Below are 14,678 nucleotides of genomic sequence, written 5' to 3'. Positions count from 1 at the left end.
CGCCCTGCCGCCCCGCTGCGCGCCTTTGTCGCAAGCCCGCAACAATCTGCGACGGAACGGCGTGCAGCTGTCGTTTCACAGTCACAAGGCCCCAAACCAAACAGGGGGCCGGTCTGAAAAAAGGATGTGAGCAATGATCGACAAAACCAAAATCATGGGCGCTTCGCTGGTGGCCCTGGCCATTGCCCTGACCGCAGGGGCCGCCATGGCCGACCGGGGCGACCGCATGGGTGGCATGGGTGGGCCGATGGGCGGACCGGGTGCCGAGATTGATTTTGCGGCCATGGATGCTGACGGAGACGGCAAGGTCACGCAGGCTGAAATTGACGCCTTCCGCGCCGCACAGACCGCCGCGATCGACACCGATGGCGATGGTCTGCTGAGCGCCGAGGAAATCGCCGCCATGCAGATCCGCGCGGCAACGACGCGCGCGAATGACCGTGCCGCCTGGATGATCGAGCGGCTGGACACCGACGGCGACGGCAAGCTGTCGGCGGCGGAAATGATGGCGCGCCCGATGCCCGCGCGCCTGTTCGAGCGGCTTGATGCCGATAACGACGGTGCCATCACCGAAGCTGAAATCGCCGCCGCCAAAGAGCGGATGGGGGAACGGCGCGGCGGCCGGCATGGCGAGCAGCACCGTGGTCCCCATGGGCCGCGCGGCAACAACTGATCCTGAACCGCTTTGGGGGGCCGCGAAGAGGCGCGGCCCTTCCGGCGCGGGGCGAAAGCCGTTAAGCCAGCGACAGGATGGACATGCCACGCGACGACACCGCAGCCCCGCTTTCGGACGAGGCGCTTCTGGTTCTCTATGCGAATGGAGATCCCGGGGCGGCACGTCTGTTGACCCAGCGTCTGGCTCCGCGCGCCTTTGGTCATGCGCTGCGCTTGCTGGGCGACCGGGCCGAGGCCGAGGATGTGGCGCAAGAGGCGCTGTTGCGCCTGTGGCGCATTGCAGCCGACTGGCGGCAGGGCGAAGCGCAGGTCACCACCTGGCTGTTCCGGGTGGTGGCCAATCTGGCGACCGACCGGTTGCGCGCGCGCAGCCGGCGGCGGGCCACGCCATTGGACGATGCACCGGACCTGGTCAGCGCGCAGCCCGCCGTGCTGCAGTCGATGATCGAGGCCGACCGCCTGGCCGCATTGCAGGCAGCTCTTGCAGACCTGCCGGACCGCCAACGGCAGGCGGTGGTGCTGCGCCACATCGAGGGGCTTGCCAACCCGCAGATCGCCGCGATCATGGAGATCGGGGTCGAAGCGGTGGAAAGCCTGACCGCGCGGGGCAAACGCGCATTGGCCGCCCTTTTGGCGGGGCGGCGAGAGGATCTGGGATATGAAGACGCAGACTGACACCACACCCGAAGCGGATCTGGACGCGCTGTTCGCGCAGGCGCGCGCCCGGCCGCCCGCGCTGGAGGAGGCTTTTCTGGCGCGCGTGCTGGCGGATGCGCAGGCGCTGCAGTCGCACCCGGCGGGCCAGTCGGCCCCCCGCACCAGACCACGTTCCGGCCCGTGGGCCAGGCTGGCGGCCGCCCTCGGGGGGGCGCTTGCGGTGGTGGGGGTGGGCAGCGCCGCCATGGCCGGGCTGGTGATCGGCTATGTTCAACCCGAACCGATGGTCAGCCTTGCCGGAAGCATTGGCTTTGGCGTGACCGAAAGCCTTGACCTGCTGCCCGGATTTGATGCGCTATTGACCGAGGATGTGTCGCAATGACCGACCTGCCGCCCCCCGTTTCCTCCGCTTCCGCCAGTGCCCGCCCGCCAGGTCGCGGGCTCAAGCTGCTGCTGGCGGTCTCGCTTGCGCTGAACCTTGCGGTGCTGGGCACATTTGCGGGTGTGGCCCTGCGTGGCCATGATCCCGACCGTCGCCCGCCGGCGGCCGTGCGCGACCTGAGCTTTGGTCCCTTTACCGAAGCGCTGACGCGGGATCAACGCCGCGCCATGCTGCGCAGCCTGTCCGAGCGGGGGCCGGGCCTGCGCGAGATGCGGGCCCAGATGCGCGCCGATTTCGACGATGTTCTGGCCACCCTGCGCGCGACACCTTTTGATGCGGGCGCGTTTCAGGCGGCTGTGGCGCGGCAGAACAGCCGGTTCTCGGCCCGGGCCGAAGCCGGGCGCGACGCGCTTGTCGCGCTGGTGCTGCAGATGTCAGATCCCGAGCGGGCAGCCTTTCTGGACCGGCTGGAGCAGGCGCTGGACAGGAGTGCCAGAAAGGGCCGCGGCGATGCACCACGCCGCGACTGATCTGTCACAGCCCTTCGGATCATGCCGCGGTGCGGGCCAGCGTCACCTGATTGCGGCCCGCCCGTTTTGACGCCAGCAGGGCCTGATCCGCCCGCCCGATCAGGGCTTCGACCGTATCTGCCTCGGCTCCCAGGCTGCCGTTTTCCGGGCATTGCGACATCGCCAGCCCGATCGATACGGTGATTTTCAGAGCACCGCCCCCCGCCACCAGAATGGGCCGCTGCTCCACTTCGTGACACAGACGGCGGGCGACGGATTGCGCTTCCTCTGGCGTTGTCAGGGGCATGGCGATCAGAAATTCCTCTCCACCGATGCGCGCCAACAGATCATCCGCCCGCAGACTGCAGCCCAGCCGGTGACCGACTTCGATCAGGACATCGTCGCCCACGGCATGGCCGTACTGATCATTCACTGCCTTGAAGCGGTCGATATCGGCCACCATCACCGCCAGGGGGCGACCGTCCCTTTCACTGCGTGCCGCCATGACCATCATCCGCGCCGAAGCATAGCGGCGATTGAACAATCCGGTGAGGGGATCGATCATCGCCAGGCGCAGCCCGTCCTGCACCTGTTCGCGCCGCAGATCGGCCCGCCGCTTGCTGCGCAGCACCGCCCGCAGCCGCAGCGCGATTTCCGCAAGCGTCATGCCGCTGTTCAGAACGTCATTGGCACCCAGATCAAGAGCCATGATCATGTGACTTTGCACCACCGCCCCTGCAATCAGGCAGATCCCGGCATGCCGGGTCGCGGCGCGGCTGCGCAGGTCAGACAGCAGACGCAGGCCGCGTTCTGACTGAAGATAGTCGACATCAATCAGATAGATATCGGGTGTACGCGCCGCCGGCTGGGTCTCGGACAGCACCGTGTCATGTGTCAGCACCGAGATCGTGTCACGCATCAGCGGTGCCAGATCCCGGCGCAGCTGCTGCGCCCGTTGCGGCCATTCGGTCACCAGCGCCAGATGGCCGGGCTGCTGAAATTCCGCCTCCGGCTCGGCCATGCCGAACAGCCTGCCGTCATGTGCGTCGGTCAGATCGGCCAGATCCTGACGGCTGCGCAGCAGATTGCGCAGACGCGCCATCATCAGATCGTCATCATAGGGCTTGATAAATACATCATCTGCCCCAGCTTCCAATGCGGCAAGCCGGTCTTCCAAAGTGGTCGAGGATGTCATCACGATGACGGGAACATCACGGGTCACAGGGTCACTGCGCAATTCGCGCAGCACATCAAAGCCCGGCAGATCGGGAAGCATCAGATCAAGCATGATCAGATCCGGCACACATCTGCGCGCCAGGCGCAGGCCTTCCACACCCCCGCAAGCGATGATCGGATGGTAGGAAGCCGCGCCAAGTTTGACCTTCAGGACAATCCTGTTTGTCGCGACGTCATCGATGATAAGGATCCTGCCGTCCATGTCACTCCGCCTGAGACGAGTATATGACGTCAATTTATCCTACCAGTTGGTTAAGAAATCCTTGAAAAAGCAATACTGGTTTTCATTCACTTATCCTAAAATACGCTATAGTTTGACAAAAAACGTCAGGAACTCCGTCTTGTCTCAGCAGGAATCCGCCGAAACACTGGCTTTGCAGGCACTTGCCTGGCTTGCAGGTCACGAAGATCTGCTTCCGGTCTTCCTCGGCTCGACCGGGATTTCCGCCGACACGTTGCGCAGCCGCGCGACCGAGCCAGAGTTTCTGGGCTCGGTGCTGGATTTTCTGTTAACGGATGATGCGTGGATTATGGCCTTTTGCGATGCCACCGGCCTGCGGTATGACGCGCCGATGCGCGCCCGCGCCGCACTTCCCGGGGGCGAGGCGCTGCACTGGACATGACATCCACAAAAAGGGACCGGCACATGATTGACGGCGTGATTTTCGACAAGGACGGCACATTGTTCGATTTCCGTCGCAGCTGGGGCGGCTGGGCGGAAACGCTGCTGAAAACCTTGGCCCGCGATCCAGAGCATGCAACGGCCATGGCAGATGCCATTGGCTACGACCTTCCCACGAAAACCTTTGCGGCGGATAGCCCGGTGATCGCGGCCACCGCCAACGACATTGCCGCGGCGCTTGCCCCGCATCTGCCTGGCCAGACTGTGGCCGGGATCGCGCAGCACATCAATGCCGCCGCGGCCCATGCGGTGATGGTGCCCGCCGTGCCGCTGCGTCCGCTGCTGCAATCGCTGCGCGCCAGCGGTCTGCGCATCGGCTTGGCAACCAATGACACCGAAGTGCCGGCCAGGGCGCATCTGGCCGCGCATGACCTGACCGAATTGTTTGATTTCATTGCCGGCTACGATTCCGGCCATGGGGCCAAGCCTGGTCCCGGCATGTGCCTGGCCTTCGCCCATGCGACTGGGCTGGACCCGGCACGCATCGCCATGGTCGGCGACAGCCTGCATGATCTGCATGCCGGGCGGGCAGCGGGCATGCTGTGTATCGCCGTGCTGACCGGCATCGCCACCGAAGACGATCTCGCACCGCACGCCGATGTGGTTTTGCCTGATATCGGCGCGCTGACCGGATGGCTGGCCGGACACGCGGCTTGAAAACGACGCATAAACGTCGCCGCTGAATGGCGCGCCCCGAGCGGCTTTCGTCCATCCTGCCCCCAGACGGCCCGGTCGGGTCAAAGGAGGCGGGATGACGGATATTCAGGATCGCAAGCGCCGCGCCGGCGGGCGGGCTGGCAACAAGGCGCGGGCAGGATCCGCCGTCATCGACCAGATGCCCTGGCGCATTCCAGTCAACCCTGATCGCCCCACCGAACCCCTGGATGCCGAAGGTGTCCAGCGCATCCATCGGGGTGCCATGAGCATCCTGTCCGACATCGGCATCGAATTTCTCAACCCCGAGGCAGTCGAGATCCTGCGCAGGGCAGGCTGCCGCGTCAACGGCACCAATGTCCGCATGGATGAGTCCTTTGTGATGGAAATGCTGGGCCACGCGCCCGACAGCTTCTCCATAACCCCGCGCAACCCCGCCCGGAAGGTGGTCATGGGCGGTCAGCATATGCTGTTCGGCAATGTCTCCTCCCCTCCCAATGCCTGGGATCTGGAACGTGGGAAACGTTCAGGCGATATGGCGACATTCCGCGAATTTACCAAGCTGACCCAATATTTCAACTGCATCCACCTGAACGGCGGCTATCCGGTGGAACCGGTCGATGTGCATGCGGGGGTGCGCCATCTGGACTGTCTCTACGAACAGCTGACCCTGACCGACAAGGTGGTGCACGCCTATTCGCTGGGGGCCGAACGGGTCGAGGATGTGATGGAGATGGTCCGCATCGCCGCTGGCCTGACGCCCTCTGAATTTGACGCAAGCCCGCGCATGTTCACCAATATCAACTCGGTCAGCCCGCTGAAACACGATTACCCGATGCTGGACGGTGCCATGCGCATGGCCCGGCGCGGCCAACCGGTGATCGTGACCCCTTTCACCCTGGCAGGCGCGATGGCCCCGGTCACCATGGCGGGTGCTGTGGCGCTGTCCTTGGCCGAGGCGCTCGCCGCGATTGCCTTGCTGCAATACATCAACCCCGGTTGCCCGGTCGCGATCGGCACATTCACCAGCAATGTCGACATGAAATCGGGTGCCCCCGCCTTTGGCACGCCCGAATACATGCGTGCGACCCAGATGACCGGCCAACTGGTGCGGTTCTACGGGTTGCCGCTGCGTTCTTCTGGCGTCTGTGCCGCCAATGTGCCCGATGGCCAGTCGATGTGGGAAACCTCGAACAGCCTTTGGGCCGCTGTGCAATCTCGCACCAACCTTGTCTATCACGCAGCGGGCTGGCTAGAGGGTGGGCTGATTGCATCCCCTGAAAAATTCGTGATGGATTGCGAGGTGTTGCAGATGATCCAGCGCTACTTCGAGGAGGCCACCTTTGCCACCAGCGCCGATGACATCGCCCTTGATGCCATCCGTGAGGTGGGGGCAGGTGGGCATTACTTCGGGTGCCAACACACGCAAGACCGCTATCAGACCGCGTTCTACGCCCCTTTCGCCAGCGACTGGCGCAATTATGAGGCTTGGGCTGCCGATGGGGCGCACTGGACGCCCGAACGTGCCCACCGGATCTACAAGCAGATCCTGGCCGAATTCGAACCGCCCGAAATGGCTGATACCGCCCGCGAAGAGCTTGGCCGTTTTGTGGCCCGCCGCAAGCAAGAGGGCGGTGCGCCGACCGACTTCTGACACCCTCCATCTGAGCAGGGGCGAAGCCAACGCGCCAAAAAGCCGTTGTATCCGCCGCCGGAATGTCCGATGTAGGCCATGCAGGCCGGGCAGGCATCCCTCACCCAGATCCGTCTTTCCCAGACCAAGTGAGACGCCATGGAAGACCAGATCGCGACCGAAGTCGCCACCCCTGTTTCCGCTCCGCTATCCGATGCTTTCGGTGACATGGTCGGTTTCATTGCCATGGGTGGCCCGGCCATGTGGGCCATTGCGGTGCTGTCCATCCTGACCATCGCCTTGATCCTGTGGAAGGTGATGCGCCTGTTGTCCTTTGGCACCTGGTCTGGCGGCGGCCACACGGCCCGCGCGCTGGATCTCTGGGCCAAAGGCCAGACCGATGCGGCGATGGCGGTGCTGGACAGGCGCAAATCCTTGCGCGCCCGTCTGGCATTGGCCGCCATGCAGGCGGCAATGAACCCCGCACTGGACCCGAATGCGGCAGAGGCGGAAACCGCCCGCGTCGCGCGCAGCCTGCTGGCCCGGGCCCGTGCCGGTTTGCGCGGGCTGGAACTGGCCGCGACCATCGGGCCGCTTTTGGGCTTGCTGGGCACTGTCACCGGCATGATCGCCGCCTTTCAGGCCCTGCAAGAGGCCGGGTCGCGCGCCGACCCTGCCGCCCTTGCCGGTGGCATCTGGGAGGCGCTTTTGACCACCGCCGCGGGTATGGCGGTCGCGATCCCGGCCTCGGTCGCGCTGACATGGTTCGAAAGCGTCGTCGACGGCTTGCGCCATGACATGGAGGATTCGGCGACCCGTATCCTGCACGGCGCGCGCGTGGTGCCAGCTGATCCAATCGCTGTCCGGCGCGCAGCCGAATGATGTCCTTTGGCACAGAGCGTGCGCGCAGGCGGCCCAACCTGACGCCGATGATCGACGTGGTCTTCCTGCTGCTGGTGTTTTTCATGCTGGCGTCGCGCTTTGGCACCGACCGGGCCTTGCCCTTGTCGGTGGCAGGCGGCGGCGGCGCCTATTCCGGCCCGCCGCGGCTGATAGATCTGGCGGGCGACAGCCTGCGCCTGAACGGGGTCGAGATTGCGCCCGAGGCTCTTGCCGGGGCGTTGCAAAGCCTGACCGACAGTCCGGCCGATGCCATCATCCTGCGGGCAGGCGACGGGGCTGATCTGCAGGCTCTGGTCGCGGTGATGGACCGGCTGACGGGCGCGGGCTTTACCCGTCTGGTTCTCGTCGAGTAGCGCGGTGGACTTTTCGCCCCCCCCTCGTCGGCCCGCGCAGGAAAACCTGCTGCCGATGATCAATGTGGTCTTCCTGCTGCTGATCTTTTTCCTGATCTCTGCCCGGCTCACCCCGCCAGAGCCTTTTGCTGTAACCCCACCACAAGCGCAGGCAGAGGCCGAAGCGCAGGGAGAGTTCACCCTGTTCATCGGGGCCGATGGTCAGCTCGGCTACCGCGACCTGCTGGATGACCCGGCCCTTGCCGCCATCAAGGCGGCCCGCAGTGACCATTGCGCGCGAACGGATTGCGCAGCGTCCCCCCCCCGCCTGACACTGCGCGCCGACGCGGCCCTGCCCGCAGCGCGTCTGGCACAGATCCTGCCCCGCCTGTCGCCGCTTGGCTTTGCGCAGATCGAACTGGTGGCCCAGCCCATGGCAAACCCATGAGCGCGCGTCTGCACGCCGGCCTTGCCCTTGCCTTGGCTCTCGGGCTGCATGTCGCGGCCTTTGCCATCCGCCCGCCACCGGCAGGGGCAATGTCTGCCGGGGCAGGGGGCAGCGATCTGGTGTCGCTGCAGGCCGCCGATGCGGTGCTGGCCGATCTGATCAGCGCCTGGGACCGTCCGCCCACACCGGACCCCGCACCGGTGGCCGCGTTGACCCCGCCCGTCCAACCCGACACACCCCCTTCATTGTCCCCGGCGGCAGAACCAGCTCCGCCCGCGATGCCCGCGCCAGAGGCCATGGCCCTGCCAGACATGGCCGAGGCCCCGCCGAGCGCCGACATCCGCCTGCCGCCCCCACCCCCCCCAGAACCGGACCCGCTGCCCGAAACGGACCCGGAGCCAGTGCCGGACCATCGGCCCAAAGCGCGCCCCGCGGATCTGGCCAAATCCGCAGCACAGCCACCCCGGTCCGAGGCCCCGAAAGCCGCAGCCAAACCGTCCCGCCGGGCCCCGTCTGACGGGCAGGCCGCGCAGCGCGCTGCTGGCAGCGGCGGCGGCGCGCAGGCGGGCAACAGCGGCAGTGCACAGGCGGCCACACGGTCCACGGCGCAGGTGAATGATCTCAAGGCGGGTTGGGGTGCCACCATCCGCAGCCGGATCGAGCGTCGCAAGGCCTTTCCCGCTGCGGCGCGCGGCGCGTCGGGCACGGTGACCGTGCGGCTGACGGTCAGCCGTTCGGGCCAGTTGGCGGGGGTCGGTGTCGTGGCCTCTTCCGGCAATGCCGCGCTGGATCAGGCAGCGCTCCGGGCGGTCCAGTCAGCCCGGTTGCCGCCGGCCCCGGCGGGCCTGACCGATGCCAGCTATTCCTTCACCTTGCCGATGACCTTCCAGCGCTGACCGCGCGCGCTTGCCGGATGCCGCCGCGCGCCTATGTCAGCCCAAAGGGAGAAGATCATGTCCGTCAACACCATGCCGGTCACCACCGGCGAGGCCGCTGCCGTGCTCTGGCACGGCTGGCAGACACAGGCCGCAGGCGGGCTGACGGCGTCCTGGATGCTGCACGGCCGCCCCGGCATCGGCAAGACCGAGATCGTGCAGGCCTTGGCCACCCGCATCGGCGCGCGCCTGTTCGACCTGCGCCTGACCACGATCGAGCCGCAGGATCTGCGCGGCCTGCCCTATTACGACCATGCCACACAGCGCACTGTCTGGTACCGGCCCGAAGACCTGCCCGATGATCCGGCCCAGCCATCTGTGCTGTTTCTGGATGAGTTGACCGCAGCCCCGCCCGCGCTGCAACCCACGGTCTATGGGCTGTTGCAGGAACGTCGGGTCGGGCGTCATCTGCTGCCGGACAATTGCCTTGTGGTCGCCGCGGGCAACGGGCCGGAGGATGGGGCAATCGCCTATGAGATGGGCACCGCTTTGTCCGACCGGCTGATCCACCTGTCCTTGCGCGCCACGGCCCAGGACTGGGTGGAAAACTACGCCCTTCCACAGCGCCTGCACCCGGCCATCCCCGCCTTCCTGCGCGCAAGGCCGGACTTGCTGGAAACCACCGCCGATACGTTGCAGCGCGGCCAGCTGATTGCCTGCACCCCCCGATCCTGGGCGCGGGTCAGCGCGATTGTGCAGTCGGTGCCGGACCGGCGTCTGCGCGATGTGATGATCGCAGGCACGGTGGGCGAGGCCCCGGCGGCCGAATTCGCGCTGGTGCTGGCCGATATCGCCGCCAGCGTCCGGGTGGATGAGATGATCGCGGCAAAGCCGCAGGATCGCTGGCCGCTGTATCCCACATCCCTGCACGGCCTTACCGCGCTGACCTACGCCCTGATCGGTGCGGCAGAGGATGCCACGGTCACCCCGGTGATCGCACTGATGGCGGGCATTGGCCAGCTGCACCGCCACCGCGATGACCCTTCCTTGCGCGCCCTGCCGCTGGCAGAGCTTTGCACCCATGGGTTCGAGCTGCTGTTGCAAAAGGCGCTGACGCGCGGCTGGGAGGCACATTTCGCGGCCTCGCCCGACTGGCAGGCCTATGCCCGCGCCCGTCCTGGTGCTGGTGCGCAGGCGTGACTGCGCCCGGCCCGCATTCCGAACGGGCCAGACCGGCGCTGGTGCGGCTGGCCAGCGATGACCCGGCGATGGGGGCACTTGCGCTGTGGTGCCGGCACCGCGATGCCACGGATGGCCCTGCGGCATACACCACCGGCACCACCATTCTCTATGGTCCGGGGTTTGAGGCCCTGGCCCCGCACGAACAGATGGGCCTTGCTGCGCACCATGTTCTGCACATTGCGCTGCGCCATGGGCCGCGCATGGGCGCGATGGCGGCCCGGCTGGGGCAGGGGTTTGACGAGACGCTCTATGGCATCGCCGCTGACGCGCTGATCAACGATGCCCTGCTTGCCGCGCATTACGCCTTGCCGCGCCCCGCGCTCACCCTGCGCGACCTTCTGGAGCAGGCGCTTGGGCTGCCCTATACGGCTGACGCCCTGTCGGAATGGGATGTCGACCAGCTTTACCTGCGCCTGACCGAGCCCGGAACCGGCAAACGCAAGGGCAAGGGGCCGAAAGGGCAGGGCGGTGACAGCCCGACGCCTGCCGAGCGCGCCCGCCAGCTCGCGCAGCGCGCGGGCTTTGCCGCCGACCTCGCCCGCGCCACGCCCGATGCCGACAGCCCTGACGGGGCCGATCAGGCGGCGCTCTGGCGTCAGCACCTGACCCGCGCGCTGGACATGGGGCGCGCCGCAGGGCGCGGCATCGGGCTGATTGGCCACCGTCTGGCCGATCTTGCTCCGCCGCGCACGCCATGGGAGCATGTCCTGCGCCGCCTTTTGATGCGCGCCCTGCTGCCGGGCTTGACACAGACCCACCATCGCCCTGCACGCGACTGGATTGCCGCCGAGGCCCTGGCCCGCAGTGCCGGTGCCCCCACGCCCGGCTTTCGCCCCGGCATCCGGCGCAGCGTGGATGTCCCCCGTGTGGCGCTTGCCATCGACGCCTCAGGCTCGGTTGAAGGCCCGCTGTTGCAACGCTTTTTGTCCGAGGTTACCGGCATTGCCCGCCGGGTTGCGGCAGAAATCCACCTGATCGCCTTTGATGACGGCGTCCGCTGGCAGACCCGGCTGGACCTGGCCCACTGGCAAGGCCAGATAGCGTCGCTTGACTGGCCCCGTGGCGGCGGCACCGATTTTGCCCCGCCGCTTGCGGCGGCGGTGGCGCTGAACGCCTCGGTTGCGGTGGTGCTGACCGATCTTGAAGGCCCCTTCGGCCCCGCCCCCCGCGCCATGCCGGTGATCTGGGGATTGCGGGGAGAGGCACCCGCGCCGCCTTTCGGTCAGGTGCTGTCACTGGCGCAGTGACGACGTTGCCACTTTCCGTGCCGGGGGTTGCGGTTTCGGCCCGCCCGCGTGAGGGTGGCACCAAGAATGGAGGATTGAGCATGCAAGACCCGGACCGCCCCTTGGTGCTGTGCTGCCCGCTGCCGCGCACTCTGGACCTGATCTTCACGCCCTCGCGGCTGGCAGAGGTGCGGGCGCGCTACCGGCTGGTCGAGACCACGGATGAGGCGCTGCCGGACCTGCCGGATGCGGTGCTGGCGCAGGCGCGCTATATCATCGGGCAACCGCCGTTGACAGAGGCCGCGTTGGCGCGGCTGCAGGGGTTGCGCTGCATTTTCAACGTGGAATCCAATCTGATCAACAACATGCCCTATGATCAGGTCTTTGCGCGCGGCATCCATGTGGTGACCACGGGCGCAGTGTTTGCCGAGCCGGTGGCCGAGATCGGGTTGGGCTTCGCGCTGTCCTTGCTGCGCAACATTCACGGGGCCGATGCCGATTTCCGGTCCGGGCAAGAGCTTTGGGGCGGGGCGGGCAATGCGGACGCCCGGCTGCTGACCGGGGCAGAGGTGGGGATCATCGGTTTTGGTGATCTGGGTCGGGCCATGGCGCGGGTGCTGCAAGGCTTTCGCCCCCGGTTGCGCATTCATGACCCCTGGCTTCCCGAGGCCCGGATATCCGAGGCCGGAGCAGAGCCTGCCACGCTGGATCAGCTGATGGCGGGGTCTGATGTGGTGTTCGTGACCGCTGCGGTGACATCGGAGAACCGGGGGTTTCTGGGCGCGGATGCCTTTGCATCGATGCGCAAGGGGGCGGCCTTCATCTTGCTCAGCCGCGCCGATGTGGTGGATTTTCCGGCCCTGATGGCGGCGGTCGCCACAGGCCACATCCGTGCAGCGTCAGATGTTTTCCCAGACGAGCCGCTGGCCGCCGATCACCCGGTGCGCCGCCTGCCGGGCTTTTTGCTGTCGGCGCATCGCGCGGGGGCGCTCGACGTGGCCTTCCGGCGGATGGGTGAAATGGTCTGGCAGGATCTGGCGCTGCTGGACAAGGGCCTGCCGCCCAATCTGTGCAAGCGGGCCGAGCGGGAAACCGTGGCCCGCATGCGGTCACGCCCGGTGCGCGTGAACTGACACGAAGGGCGGTGGTGGCTGCAAGTTTAGACGGCGCCCCTTGTGACCATTGCAGCGCAGGGTGTTGGGCGCGTAGACTCTGGCGCATCCTGAAAGGAAGGCCGCTGTCATGCGTTGGTTGATCCGTTCTGTGCTGGCCTTGTGCTTGCTAGTGTTTCTGGTGCTTGCCGCCGTGGTGATGATCCCGTCAGACCGGATTGCGGCGCTTGCGGCGGAGCGTTTTGCCGAAATCACCGGGCGGCGGCTGGTGATGGAGGGTGCGGTTCGCCCCACATTCTTTCCGACGCTGGGGGTACAGACTGGGCCTGTCACGGTGTCGAATGCCGATTGGGGCCTTGAGGGCGACATGCTTCGGGCCGAGGGGGTGAGCATCGCGCTGGATCTGGCGGCGCTGATCGGCGGCGAGGTGCGGATCACCGGGCTCTCGGTGCAGGCCCCGCAGCTGACGCTGGAACGTGCGCGCGACGGGCGGGAAAACTGGGCGTTTGATGGTCCGGGCGGCGGCAGCGCGGCACCCGGGATGGCTGGTGAGGGCACACCGTTCACGCTGGATCTGGCCGAGGTGACCGATGGCCAGATCACCTTTGTCGATCACGGGTCAGGGCGCAGGATGGTGCTGAGCGCGCTCAATGGTGCGGCAAGGATACCCGATTTTCTAGGATCGGCCGATGTCACTTTTGATGCAGTTCTGAATGGTCAGCCCTTCGATATGGCCTTGAAAATTGCACAATTCGAACCTTTTCTGAAGGGAAAGCCCGTGGGGCTTGATGTGGAATTGACAGCCGGTGACGCCGCATTCCGGCTTGCCGGGCGCGGGGGGTGGAGGCCCTTCGGGCTTGAGGGGGACCTGAGTGCCACGCTGGCGGACTTGTCTTCTGTCACCCAGCTGGCCGGTGTGGATCGGCCCAGGGTGCCGGATGGGCTTGGTGCCGGAAGGGTGGACGTGTCGGGGCAGCTGACGCTGACCGATGCGGGATCGGTCCATCTGCGCGACGGCACATTGCGGCTGGATGACAACCAGTTGCGGTTGGACGCCGACCTGACCACGGCTGGCGACAGGCCCAACCTGTCGGCCCAGGTTGCAGCGGGGGCCTTGTCGCTGGCAACGGCACTCGGGGGCAGTGCGGCCGGAGGCAGCGGCGACAGTGCGGTGCCGGACAGCTGGCCAACAACCCCGATTGACGTGTCGGCTCTGGCCCTCATTGATGCCTCGATTGCCCTGACGGCAGAGAGCATCGATCTGGGCAGGTTGCGGCTGGGGCCGACGCGGGTGGTCACCACCATCGACCGCGCGCGCGCCGTGTTCGATCTGCGCCAGATTGCGGCCTATCAGGGCAATGTCAGCGGCCAGTTCGTGATCAATGGCCGTTCGGGCCTGTCGGTGGACGGCGATCTGGCACTGGCCGGTCTGGCGATGCAGCCGCTGCTGTCAGACCTTGCCGGTTATGACCGGCTGATCGGCGCCGGCGATCTGCGGCTGAAATTTCTGGGCGTCGGGGACTCGATGGACGCAATCATGCGCAGCCTGTCCGGTTCGGGCAGCCTCAGCCTTGGGCGGGGAGAGCTGCGCGGCCTTGATGTGGTGGGCATGCTGCGCAGGCTGGATGCGGGCTATGTCGGCGACGGGCAGCGCACGATTTTCGACACGGTCAGCGGCAGTTTCCTGATGGATGGCGGTGTCTTGTCAAACACCGACCTGTCGTTCCGCGCGCCTTACGTCACCGCGACCGGCGATGGCACGGTAAACCTTGGCGCGCGCACGCTGGATTACCGCCTGCGGCCCGTGGCCCTTGCGGCAGAGGATGGCACCGGCGGGGTGATGGTGCCCTTGCTGATCACCGGGCCCTGGGCCAGTCCGCGGTTCCGGCTGGATCTGGAGGCATTGGCCCGCGAACGCTTTGAAGAGCAGGCGAAGGAAGCCGAGGCGCGGGCAAAGGCCGAGCTGGAGCGCCGTGCCGAACAAGAGCTGGGCATCCAGCGTCAGGAGGGCGAGAGCCTGGAAGACGCCGCCCGCCGCCGCGCACAGGAAGCGCTTGATGCCGAGGCGGGGCGGCTGTTCCAGCGTCTGTTGGGGGGCAATTGAAACAGGCG

16 protein-coding genes are annotated in these 14,678 nt (G+C 66.6%); 15 read left to right on the top strand and 1 reads right to left on the bottom strand.

From position 1 onward, the window contains the following. Nucleotides 1–133 precede the first annotated feature (133 nt). The 4 genes from CXR43_RS10835 (at nucleotide 134) to CXR43_RS10820 (ending at nucleotide 2,244) form a co-directional block, all read left to right on the top strand. Nucleotides 134–673: an EF-hand domain-containing protein gene (locus CXR43_RS10835; protein WP_103333932.1), complete on the top strand. Its 540-nt coding sequence runs from the start codon at nucleotides 134–136 to the stop codon at nucleotides 671–673. A gap of 77 nt (nucleotides 674–750) precedes the next feature. Then, nucleotides 751–1,350, top strand: coding sequence for an RNA polymerase sigma factor (locus CXR43_RS10830; protein ID WP_103333931.1), 600 nt, complete (start codon nucleotides 751–753; stop codon nucleotides 1,348–1,350). Beyond that, nucleotides 1,334–1,714, top strand: coding sequence for a dihydroorotate dehydrogenase (locus CXR43_RS10825; RefSeq protein WP_103333930.1), 381 nt, complete (start codon nucleotides 1,334–1,336; stop codon nucleotides 1,712–1,714). The genes CXR43_RS10830 and CXR43_RS10825 overlap by 17 nt, the downstream gene beginning before the upstream one ends. After that, on the top strand, nucleotides 1,711–2,244 hold the full coding sequence (locus CXR43_RS10820; protein ID WP_103333929.1) for a periplasmic heavy metal sensor: 534 nt from the start codon (nucleotides 1,711–1,713) through the stop codon (nucleotides 2,242–2,244). Before CXR43_RS10825 ends, CXR43_RS10820 begins: the two co-directional genes overlap by 4 nt. Before the next feature lie 19 nt (nucleotides 2,245–2,263). Here the strand turns inward: CXR43_RS10820 and CXR43_RS10815 are convergent, their stop codons facing one another. Continuing rightward, nucleotides 2,264–3,661: a diguanylate cyclase gene (locus CXR43_RS10815; RefSeq protein WP_103333928.1), complete on the bottom strand. Its 1,398-nt coding sequence runs from the start codon at nucleotides 3,659–3,661 to the stop codon at nucleotides 2,264–2,266. A gap of 139 nt (nucleotides 3,662–3,800) precedes the next feature. Between CXR43_RS10815 and CXR43_RS10810 the strand changes: the two genes are divergently transcribed. The 11 genes from CXR43_RS10810 (at nucleotide 3,801) to CXR43_RS10760 (ending at nucleotide 14,670) form a co-directional block, all read left to right on the top strand. Beyond that, nucleotides 3,801–4,082 (top strand): DUF3572 domain-containing protein, encoded by a 282-nt coding sequence (locus CXR43_RS10810; RefSeq protein WP_246831371.1) that lies wholly within the window; start codon nucleotides 3,801–3,803, stop codon nucleotides 4,080–4,082. Nucleotides 4,083–4,105: 23 nt separating this feature from the next. Continuing rightward, nucleotides 4,106–4,798: an HAD family hydrolase gene (locus CXR43_RS10805; RefSeq protein ID WP_103333926.1), complete on the top strand. Its 693-nt coding sequence runs from the start codon at nucleotides 4,106–4,108 to the stop codon at nucleotides 4,796–4,798. A 94-nt stretch (nucleotides 4,799–4,892) separates the two neighbouring features. Next, nucleotides 4,893–6,449, top strand: a complete 1,557-nt coding sequence (locus tag CXR43_RS10800; protein ID WP_103333925.1) for a trimethylamine methyltransferase family protein — start codon at nucleotides 4,893–4,895, stop codon at nucleotides 6,447–6,449. Between the two features lie 138 nt (nucleotides 6,450–6,587). After that, on the top strand, nucleotides 6,588–7,310 hold the full coding sequence (locus tag CXR43_RS10795) for a MotA/TolQ/ExbB proton channel family protein (protein ID WP_103333924.1): 723 nt from the start codon (nucleotides 6,588–6,590) through the stop codon (nucleotides 7,308–7,310). Beyond that, nucleotides 7,310–7,684: an ExbD/TolR family protein gene (locus tag CXR43_RS10790; RefSeq protein ID WP_103334206.1), complete on the top strand. Its 375-nt coding sequence runs from the start codon at nucleotides 7,310–7,312 to the stop codon at nucleotides 7,682–7,684. The genes CXR43_RS10795 and CXR43_RS10790 overlap by 1 nt, the downstream gene beginning before the upstream one ends. A gap of 4 nt (nucleotides 7,685–7,688) precedes the next feature. Then, nucleotides 7,689–8,111, top strand: coding sequence for an ExbD/TolR family protein (locus tag CXR43_RS10785; RefSeq protein ID WP_103333923.1), 423 nt, complete (start codon nucleotides 7,689–7,691; stop codon nucleotides 8,109–8,111). Then, nucleotides 8,108–9,007, top strand: coding sequence for a TonB family protein (locus CXR43_RS10780; RefSeq protein ID WP_103333922.1), 900 nt, complete (start codon nucleotides 8,108–8,110; stop codon nucleotides 9,005–9,007). The genes CXR43_RS10785 and CXR43_RS10780 overlap by 4 nt, the downstream gene beginning before the upstream one ends. Nucleotides 9,008–9,064: 57 nt before the next feature. Beyond that, entirely contained in the window at nucleotides 9,065–10,186 is a 1,122-nt protein-coding gene (locus CXR43_RS10775; protein ID WP_103333921.1) for an ATP-binding protein, read from the top strand. Beyond that, a complete protein-coding gene (locus tag CXR43_RS10770; RefSeq protein ID WP_168219801.1) occupies nucleotides 10,183–11,475 on the top strand; it encodes a vWA domain-containing protein in 1,293 nt (430 codons plus the stop codon). Before CXR43_RS10775 ends, CXR43_RS10770 begins: the two co-directional genes overlap by 4 nt. Nucleotides 11,476–11,555: 80 nt before the next feature. Further along, nucleotides 11,556–12,587, top strand: coding sequence for a hydroxyacid dehydrogenase (locus tag CXR43_RS10765; RefSeq protein WP_103333919.1), 1,032 nt, complete (start codon nucleotides 11,556–11,558; stop codon nucleotides 12,585–12,587). A 109-nt stretch (nucleotides 12,588–12,696) separates the two neighbouring features. Then, entirely contained in the window at nucleotides 12,697–14,670 is a 1,974-nt protein-coding gene (locus tag CXR43_RS10760) for an AsmA family protein (RefSeq protein WP_103333918.1), read from the top strand. Nucleotides 14,671–14,678 lie beyond the last annotated feature (8 nt).

The sequence above is a fragment of the Pseudotabrizicola formosa genome (assembly GCF_002900965.1).
Classification (GTDB): Bacteria; Pseudomonadota; Alphaproteobacteria; order Rhodobacterales; family Rhodobacteraceae; genus Pseudotabrizicola; species Pseudotabrizicola formosa.
The sequence above is the reverse complement of the archived record's forward strand: the minus strand, read 5'-3'. Positions and strand labels throughout refer to the sequence as shown.

Bases quoted from the DNA above. Each gene is read 5' to 3' on its own strand.
- CXR43_RS10835 (WP_103333932.1), top strand. From the start codon at position 134: ATGATCGACAAAACCAAAATCATGGGCGCTTCGCTGGTGGCCCTGGCC.
- CXR43_RS10830 (WP_103333931.1), top strand. From the start codon at position 751: ATGGACATGCCACGCGACGACACCGCAGCCCCGCTTTCGGACGAGGCG.
- CXR43_RS10825 (WP_103333930.1), top strand. From the start codon at position 1,334: ATGAAGACGCAGACTGACACCACACCCGAAGCGGATCTGGACGCGCTG.
- CXR43_RS10820 (WP_103333929.1), top strand. From the start codon at position 1,711: ATGACCGACCTGCCGCCCCCCGTTTCCTCCGCTTCCGCCAGTGCCCGC.
- CXR43_RS10815 (WP_103333928.1), bottom strand. From the start codon at position 3,661: ATGGACGGCAGGATCCTTATCATCGATGACGTCGCGACAAACAGGATT.
- CXR43_RS10805 (WP_103333926.1), top strand. From the start codon at position 4,106: ATGATTGACGGCGTGATTTTCGACAAGGACGGCACATTGTTCGATTTC.
- CXR43_RS10800 (WP_103333925.1), top strand. From the start codon at position 4,893: ATGACGGATATTCAGGATCGCAAGCGCCGCGCCGGCGGGCGGGCTGGC.
- CXR43_RS10795 (WP_103333924.1), top strand. From the start codon at position 6,588: ATGGAAGACCAGATCGCGACCGAAGTCGCCACCCCTGTTTCCGCTCCG.
- CXR43_RS10790 (WP_103334206.1), top strand. From the start codon at position 7,310: ATGTCCTTTGGCACAGAGCGTGCGCGCAGGCGGCCCAACCTGACGCCG.
- CXR43_RS10780 (WP_103333922.1), top strand. From the start codon at position 8,108: ATGAGCGCGCGTCTGCACGCCGGCCTTGCCCTTGCCTTGGCTCTCGGG.
- CXR43_RS10775 (WP_103333921.1), top strand. From the start codon at position 9,065: ATGTCCGTCAACACCATGCCGGTCACCACCGGCGAGGCCGCTGCCGTG.
- CXR43_RS10765 (WP_103333919.1), top strand. From the start codon at position 11,556: ATGCAAGACCCGGACCGCCCCTTGGTGCTGTGCTGCCCGCTGCCGCGC.
- CXR43_RS10760 (WP_103333918.1), top strand. From the start codon at position 12,697: ATGCGTTGGTTGATCCGTTCTGTGCTGGCCTTGTGCTTGCTAGTGTTT.